Raw genomic sequence first — 6,856 nt, 5'->3', positions numbered from 1 at the left:
CTTTTGATGCCAAGGTTTTCAATAACAACTTCAATGATCCAGTCACAGTCAGCCAGTTTTTCAATGTCATCTTCAAGGTTGCCGATGGCAATCTGTCCGGCATCTTTTTTATTGAAAAACAGAGAGGGGCTTGACGCCAATGCCGCATCAATCCCGGCTTTTACCATCCGATTACGGGCAGCCGGATCATTTTTTTCTTCGTCTTTTAAATCAAATGGAACGATATCCAGGAGCAGTACCTTTACACCGGCAGCGGCAAGAAGGGCAGCAATGCCGCCTCCCATGATTCCGGACCCGATAACTGCAGCCTTTCTGACTTTTCTTATCATGATTTCCTCCTAATTCAAGGGTTTGTTATAAATTTATGTGTAACCTTCAGGTTATGAATGAGCATTCATTTTTGATTAACAGATAATTCTTTGGGTGTCAAGAAAAATAATTTAGAATAAACCCCAGGCTAATCAGAAAAATTTACATTCAATTTCAAACTGTTAGATATATTAACCTTTTAAAGTTGATTCACGTGATCTATCCTTTAATAAAAAAAAATTATTATGAATACTCATTCATGAATTGAAGTTCATGTTCCTTGTAAAAAAAGAATGGCTCTGATAAGGTGACGCTGTAATTTTTAAGGATATTTTTTAATCGGAGACATTTTATCGTGCTAAAAAGCCCCAAAATTAAATCTTCTGATACCCTGAACATAGACTCAGTTGTCAGCTTTATTGTGACACTTCAAAGGGAATCCGGTGATATTCCCTGGCATGCGAATGGGAAAACAGACCCCTGGGATCTTGTGGAAACGATCATGGGCCTGAATATTGGAAAAAGCTTTGATGCATCATATCTCGCATTTGACTGGTTAAAAAACATCCAGAATCCTGATGGTTCATGGTATTCTTCCTATATAAATGGAAAACCCATGGATCGAACCTGCGAAACCCATATGGCAGCCTATATCTCAGTAGGCCTTTTTCATACCTGGTTAATGAATAAGGACACGGCATTTCTTGAACGAATGTGGCCGACAATGGAAAAAGGGATCAATTATGCCATCAGCCTGCAGGCAAAAGGTGGTGAGATTTATTGGGCTAAAAGCCCTGAAGGTAAAGTTGATCCCATGTCTCTTCTGGCAGGTGCAAGTTCTATTTTTATGAGTTTAAAATGTGCTTTGGCAATTGCCGGTATTCTTGGAAAGCGCAGGATTTCATGGGAAATATCTTTTGAAAAATTAGGAAGATCCATCAGGGAAAATATCCATAACCTAAAGGTCACACGTAATTATAATGTCAGCAAATCCAGGTTTTCCATGTACTGGTTTTACCCCATATTAAGCGGTGCGCTGACAGGAGAAGCAGCAGAACACAGAATTGAAAAATACTGGAACAAGTATGTCATAGACGGACAAGGGGTAAGATGTGTATCTGACCAGCCCTGGGTGACCATTGCTGAAACATCTGAACTTGTTCTTGCCTTGTCTGGTATGGGGCAGTTTGAAAAAGCGAATATTGTATTTTCCTGGATTCAGGACAGACTGTATGATGATAAAACATATTGGTGTGGGTACACCTACCCTGATATGGTGATCTGGCCGGAAGAAAAAATTTCATGGACCAATGCAGTGGTTCTTATGGCAGCAGATGCATTATATGCTTTAACCCCTGCGTCAGGTCTTTTCAGGCACACTTCATGGGATGAATTTATTTATACGGAATTGGTCAATTGATAAAAGATTACAGGCCTTATTATATCAAAAAAGTCTGGTACAGACTTTTGCATCTTTATATCCGTCATAAGCTTTCCCCACAGTTGAAATCCCTTGGAAAACATCCGTTTATTGTAAAACCCTGGCATATTGAAGTTTTTGGCGGGCCTGTCAGTATTGGGGACAATATTACCCTTTTAGGATGCTCTGATAAAAAGACCCGGTTGACGGTGTGGTCGGATAAAAAAGATATCAACGGCATTACCATCGGCGATCATGTCCTGATTTCTCCCGGGGTCAGGATCAGTGCAGCCAACAGCATATCCATTGCAGATTCCTGCATGCTGGCAAGCCATGTCTATATTACCGATTCAGACTGGCACGGTATTTATGACAGGTCCATGCCGCCTAAAGAAGTCAGTTGCGGGATTCTTGAAGAAAATGTATGGATTGGAGACAGCGCAATCATCTGTAAAGGAGTGACCATCGGCACAAACAGTATTGTCGGTGCATGGTCTGTGGTGACTTGTGATATACCCGCCAATGTGATTGCAGCCGGAAATCCAGCTAAAATCATTAAACAACTTGATCCGGATAAACCCATCGTCACACGGAAAGACAGGTTTTCAGATACCAGTAAAATGATACATCTCCTTGAATCAACAGAGAAAGAATTCCTTCAGGGCAACACGTTTTTCGGATGGATCAAATCATTCTTTTTCCCGGAAAAGAACGTCTAATTCAAATTAAAAGAGCAACAGACAGGGAAATAAAAGAGAGCAGGGTGGATAACATGATTGCAGCAGAAGCAAGCTGAGTATCACTGTTTAGCTGCGCGGAAAGCACATATATGGCGGTTGATGTCGGCAGTGTGAAAAAAATCATACCGGCTTTAAAAGGAACTCCTGTAACACAAAATATTTTTAAAAGAAAAAATCCAATCACTGGCAGGATCAGTATTTTTAGCCCAGATGCAATCAAGGAAAATTTAGTATTATGTTTGAGCCCTGTAAGCGTCAATGAACCGCCGATGGAGATCAGGGCCAAAGGCATGGTGACAGCGGTCATAAGGCTAAAGGTGTTGTCAATAAAAATTGGGAAAGAAACTTGTGACCTGGAAAAAAGAATTCCTGCAGCGCATCCCAGAATTAAGGGATTGGAAATCAATGCCTTTAAAAGAACCTTGAGGTTTTGTCCAAAGATTTGCTTTTCTCCTGAGTGCCAGATCAATGTGGAAACTGCCAGCATATTAATAATGGGGATGGCAAATCCGATCAGGATGCCAAAGTATCTGACACCTGATTCTCCAAGAGTAGTCATGACAATGGCCATGCCAATATAGGTATTAAACCGGTAACAGGCCTGGGAAAATGAGCCTGCCTGAAAACTTGAGATATGAAACAACCGGATGGCTGCAAGACTTAAAAGATAAACAATGATCACTGCCATAATGGCAGCAAGACATAAATTAAGACTGACACCCTTGTCCGGAGTTGAACTTCCGATTTTCCAGAACAGCATGACAGGGAAAAAAATAAAGTATACCAGTCTATCAGAAGTTTTCAGGAATGTTTCATTGGTGATATTAAAGTGTTTAAGAAGACTGCCAAGAAAAAGCAGTGAAAATATCGGGAATATGGCATTCAGGACGGTCATTGGCCTAAAATATGGAAATATTACCATTTTTGCAAATGAATTATTCATGATTATATTAAAGCAACAAGGAAAAGGGGCATTACCTGATATCAATTATATTTTTGGGGAGAGTTGTATGAGTGAAAAGACCTTGAATTTGCCCATTACCGGTATGAGTTGTGCTAATTGTGCGGCAAATATAGAACGAACTTTAAATAAAAAAGTGGAAGGTGTTGTGTCGGCATCGGTAAACTTTGCATCACAAAGACTGCTTATTGATTATATTCCTTCAATTGTCTCCATAGATACAATTGTTTCAGAGATCAAAAAAATCGGGTTTGATTTGATTGTTGTGGATGAGGGGCAGGATGAAGAAGATGTGGAAGAGATTGCAAGGCATGCGGAAATCAAGAATCAGACACTAAAATTTTATGTGGGTGTTGTTTTTGCCCTGCCATTGTTCATCATAAGCATGTCAAGGGATTTTGGTTTGATCGGTTCATGGAGTCATGCTTCATGGGTTAATTGGTTTTTTTTCTTTCTTGCGACACCGGTTCAGTTTTATACGGGACTTGACTATTATGTAGGCGCTTATAAGAATTTAAGAAATAAAAGCGCTAATATGGATGTGTTGATTGCGTTAGGATCCTCTGTGGCCTATTTTTATTCGCTGGCTATCCTTATGTTGCCCGGGCTTGGCGGGCATGTTTATTTTGAGACTTCCGCCGTGATTATTACGTTGATTAAATTCGGCAAGCTCCTTGAAGCCAGAACCAAAGGAAAAACAGGCGGTGCCATAAAAAAATTGATTGGGCTTCAGCCAAAGACGGCCTTTGTCATGGAGAATGGTGAAGAAAAGCAAATTCCCATATCCATAGTCAAACTGGGTGATATCGTCGTGATCAGACCCGGAGAACGGATTCCGGTTGACGGGGTCATTATCGAAGGCAGGTCAGCTGTTGACGAATCCATGCTAAGTGGAGAACCCATTCCGGTTGATAAGAAAAAAGATGATATGGTAACGGGAGGCACGGTTAACGGCCAAGGACTTTTAAAATTTTGTGCCACCCGTGTGGGAAAAGATACAGCCCTGTCCCAGATCATACGCCTTGTCCAGGAAGCACAGGGCAGCAAAGCACCGATACAGGCTCTCGCAGATAAAGTGGCAGCCGTATTTGTTCCTGCCGTCATCAGTATTGCTTTGATCACTTTTGGTATCTGGTGGGGAATAACCGGGGAGTTTGTCCCTTCAATGATCAGAATGGTGGCCGTTCTTGTTATTGCATGTCCTTGTGCTTTAGGGCTTGCCACCCCCACAGCCATTATGGCGGGGACGGGTAAAGGTGCTGAAAACGGAATTTTGTTTAAAAGAAGTGAAGCCCTTGAAAATGCGGCCAAGCTTGAAACCATTGTACTGGATAAAACCGGTACGATAACCATGGGCAAACCCACAGTGGTCGATCAGATTCCTGCCGGGACTTCCGGCTTGTCTTCCGATGAACTTCTGACCATTGCTGCTTCCATTGAAAAGGGATCTGAGCATCCCCTTGGAAAAGCCATTGTCACATTTGCACAGGAAAAAGGTCTGGTATTGAATGACCCGATAAATTTTAAGGCTCATAGCGGTTTCGGGGTTGAGGCACAGTTTGATAATCAGGTTTTCAGGTTTGGTAAACCCAAATGGTTTGAACAGGATTCAGGCATGCCGGATGCCATTCAGGAGTTGATTCGCAAATTGCAGAATAAGGGCCGAACCGTCATGGTGCTGGCAAAGGGCAAGGATGTACTGGGGGTTATATCTGTCTCTGATGTGTTGAAACCCGAGTCGAAACAAGCCATTAAAGAACTTCATGTTGAAGACCTTAAAGTTGTCATGCTGACCGGAGATAATTTACAGACAGCCAGATCCATTGCCAAAGAAGTGGGTGTGGATGATGTGCAGGCAGAGGTGAGGCCCGAAGAAAAATCCGGAAAAGTGAAAGCATTTCAGCAAAATAATGTCCTTGTCGGGATGGTGGGAGATGGAATCAATGATGCCCCGGCGCTTGCCCAGGCTGATATTGGATTTGCCATTGGTACGGGAACCGATGTGGCCATTGAAACCGGGGATGTGATTCTCTCAAGCGGGAAGCTAACCGGTATTCCCAAGGCCATAAAAATCAGCCGGAAAACCATTGCCACCATAAAGCAGAATTTATTTCTGGCATTTGTTTATAATATTATCCTGATTCCGGTTGCAGCTGGAATCCTGGCACCTTTTGACGTGTTCCCGGAATTTTTAAGACAGCTTCATCCAATTTTAGCGGCCCTGGCCATGGCCGTCAGCAGTATATCAGTGGTGACGAACAGTTTACGGCTGTATAATGCTGATATTAATTAGGCTGGATCTCTTTTTTTGTTTCAGATGGTCTGCTTGATTTGATGACCCGAATGTCCGTTGTACTGCCCATGTTAATAATAATATTTTTACAGGATAATTGATCTGAAATATCTGATAGAACCATGCCGTATTTTTCCAGGGTAAGCCTTTTCCTGAATCTTGAAAAGGTTGAACTGTCAGGAGCGGAGTTCCCCAATGGCAGGCCGATAAATTTTTTAAATGAGAAGCGGTCATTAATCAGGCTTTCCAGCTCAACATCAGATCTGATTTGAAACCAGTTTCTGAGTAGCTGGCATTTGAATAGCATTAAGGGAGAATAGGCTTGGGGTCCTTTTTTGTTTTTTCCAGTGGGATAGTTTTCCAGCAGAGTAGATTCAATTTGACTCCAACCAATGCTTTGATCAAGGTTTTTTAAGTATTCAAGCGTATGGTTTCTTGCTTTTTCCCGGGACAATTCCAGGTCGGAAAATGAAAGAGTTTGATTGTCTGATTTAAAACTCATATGCTACCTCACTTGGATTGACGATGTCTATTCATTACATGAATTGAAAAAATGTTCAATCATTTCAGGAAATTATTTTTTTCCAGGGCAATCAACGATTCCCTGCAACCCACACCCTATCTGTAATTTTGCTCGTAATCTCAAAAAATTAAAAATTCATGTTTAAGATCAAATAGAGTTATTGATAAAGTAGAATGCAGGATCGGCTCATTTGATTGTGAGTTCTTCCATTGAACTTCATTTCTACAATATAATTTGCTTTACACCACAATATATATTATTGTGATGTTCATTGGAATTGCTGAAACATCAAAAGTATTCTGCTATTTTTATGGTTTGGGAAGTCCCCGGAATATGGCAGGTATTCCGCTACGATACTCAAATTCATTTCTATTGATAAAGAGTTTTTATATGGCTGAAAAACCGACTTATAAAGAATTAGAGAAAAGAATTCAGGAATTAGAGCGTGCAGGATCTAATCGCAAGCGGACGGAGAAGGCGTTGAGGGACAGTGCAGAACGTGTTCGCGGAATCGTTGAAAGCATGACTGATTGGATATGGGAAGTGGACTCTGACGGACGGTATACATTTTGTTCAGAGAGGATTGAAAAGATTCTTGGATACTCCCCTG

The 6,856-nt window shown here is 41.4% G+C and carries 7 protein-coding genes; 4 read left to right on the top strand and 3 right to left on the bottom strand.

The features are described from left to right. The coding region (locus K8S13_RS25140; RefSeq protein ID WP_291466519.1) for a 3-hydroxyacyl-CoA dehydrogenase NAD-binding domain-containing protein at positions 1-329 on the bottom strand (329 nt) is incomplete at its 3' end. A 332-nt stretch (positions 330-661) separates the two neighbouring features. Between K8S13_RS25140 and K8S13_RS25135 the strand changes: the two genes are divergently transcribed. Both K8S13_RS25135 and K8S13_RS25130 read left to right on the top strand, forming a co-directional pair. After that, positions 662-1,729, top strand: a complete 1,068-nt coding sequence (locus K8S13_RS25135) for a phenyltransferase domain-containing protein (protein ID WP_291466521.1) — start codon at positions 662-664, stop codon at positions 1,727-1,729. Continuing rightward, a complete protein-coding gene (locus K8S13_RS25130) occupies positions 1,726-2,448 on the top strand; it encodes a DapH/DapD/GlmU-related protein (RefSeq protein ID WP_291466517.1) in 723 nt (240 codons plus the stop codon). Before K8S13_RS25135 ends, K8S13_RS25130 begins: the two co-directional genes overlap by 4 nt. 1 nt (position 2,449) lies before the next feature. Here K8S13_RS25130 and K8S13_RS25125 read toward each other — a convergent pair whose 3' ends face one another. Further along, positions 2,450-3,364: an AEC family transporter gene (locus K8S13_RS25125; protein WP_291466515.1), complete on the bottom strand. Its 915-nt coding sequence runs from the start codon at positions 3,362-3,364 to the stop codon at positions 2,450-2,452. A 115-nt stretch (positions 3,365-3,479) separates the two neighbouring features. Here K8S13_RS25125 and K8S13_RS25120 point away from each other — a divergent pair, with 115 nt between their 5' ends. After that, positions 3,480-5,723 (top strand): cation-translocating P-type ATPase, encoded by a 2,244-nt coding sequence (locus K8S13_RS25120; RefSeq protein ID WP_291466513.1) that lies wholly within the window; start codon positions 3,480-3,482, stop codon positions 5,721-5,723. On the opposite strand, the gene K8S13_RS25115 is transcribed toward K8S13_RS25120, so the two are convergent. Further along, the gene (locus K8S13_RS25115) at positions 5,716-6,225 is read right to left on the bottom strand and encodes a transposase (protein ID WP_291466511.1); all 510 of its coding nucleotides are present in this window, start codon (positions 6,223-6,225) and stop codon (positions 5,716-5,718) included. The two genes, K8S13_RS25120 and K8S13_RS25115, sit on opposite strands and share 8 nt — an antisense overlap. Positions 6,226-6,636: 411 nt before the next feature. On the opposite strand from K8S13_RS25115, the gene K8S13_RS25110 reads away from it, so the two are divergent. Beyond that, positions 6,637-6,856: PAS domain-containing protein (locus tag K8S13_RS25110; RefSeq protein WP_291466509.1), on the top strand; the 220-nt coding region annotated here is incomplete at its 3' end.

It is taken from the genome of Desulfobacula sp. (assembly GCF_021107415.1).
This window is presented reverse-complemented; position numbering and strand designations above follow the sequence as displayed.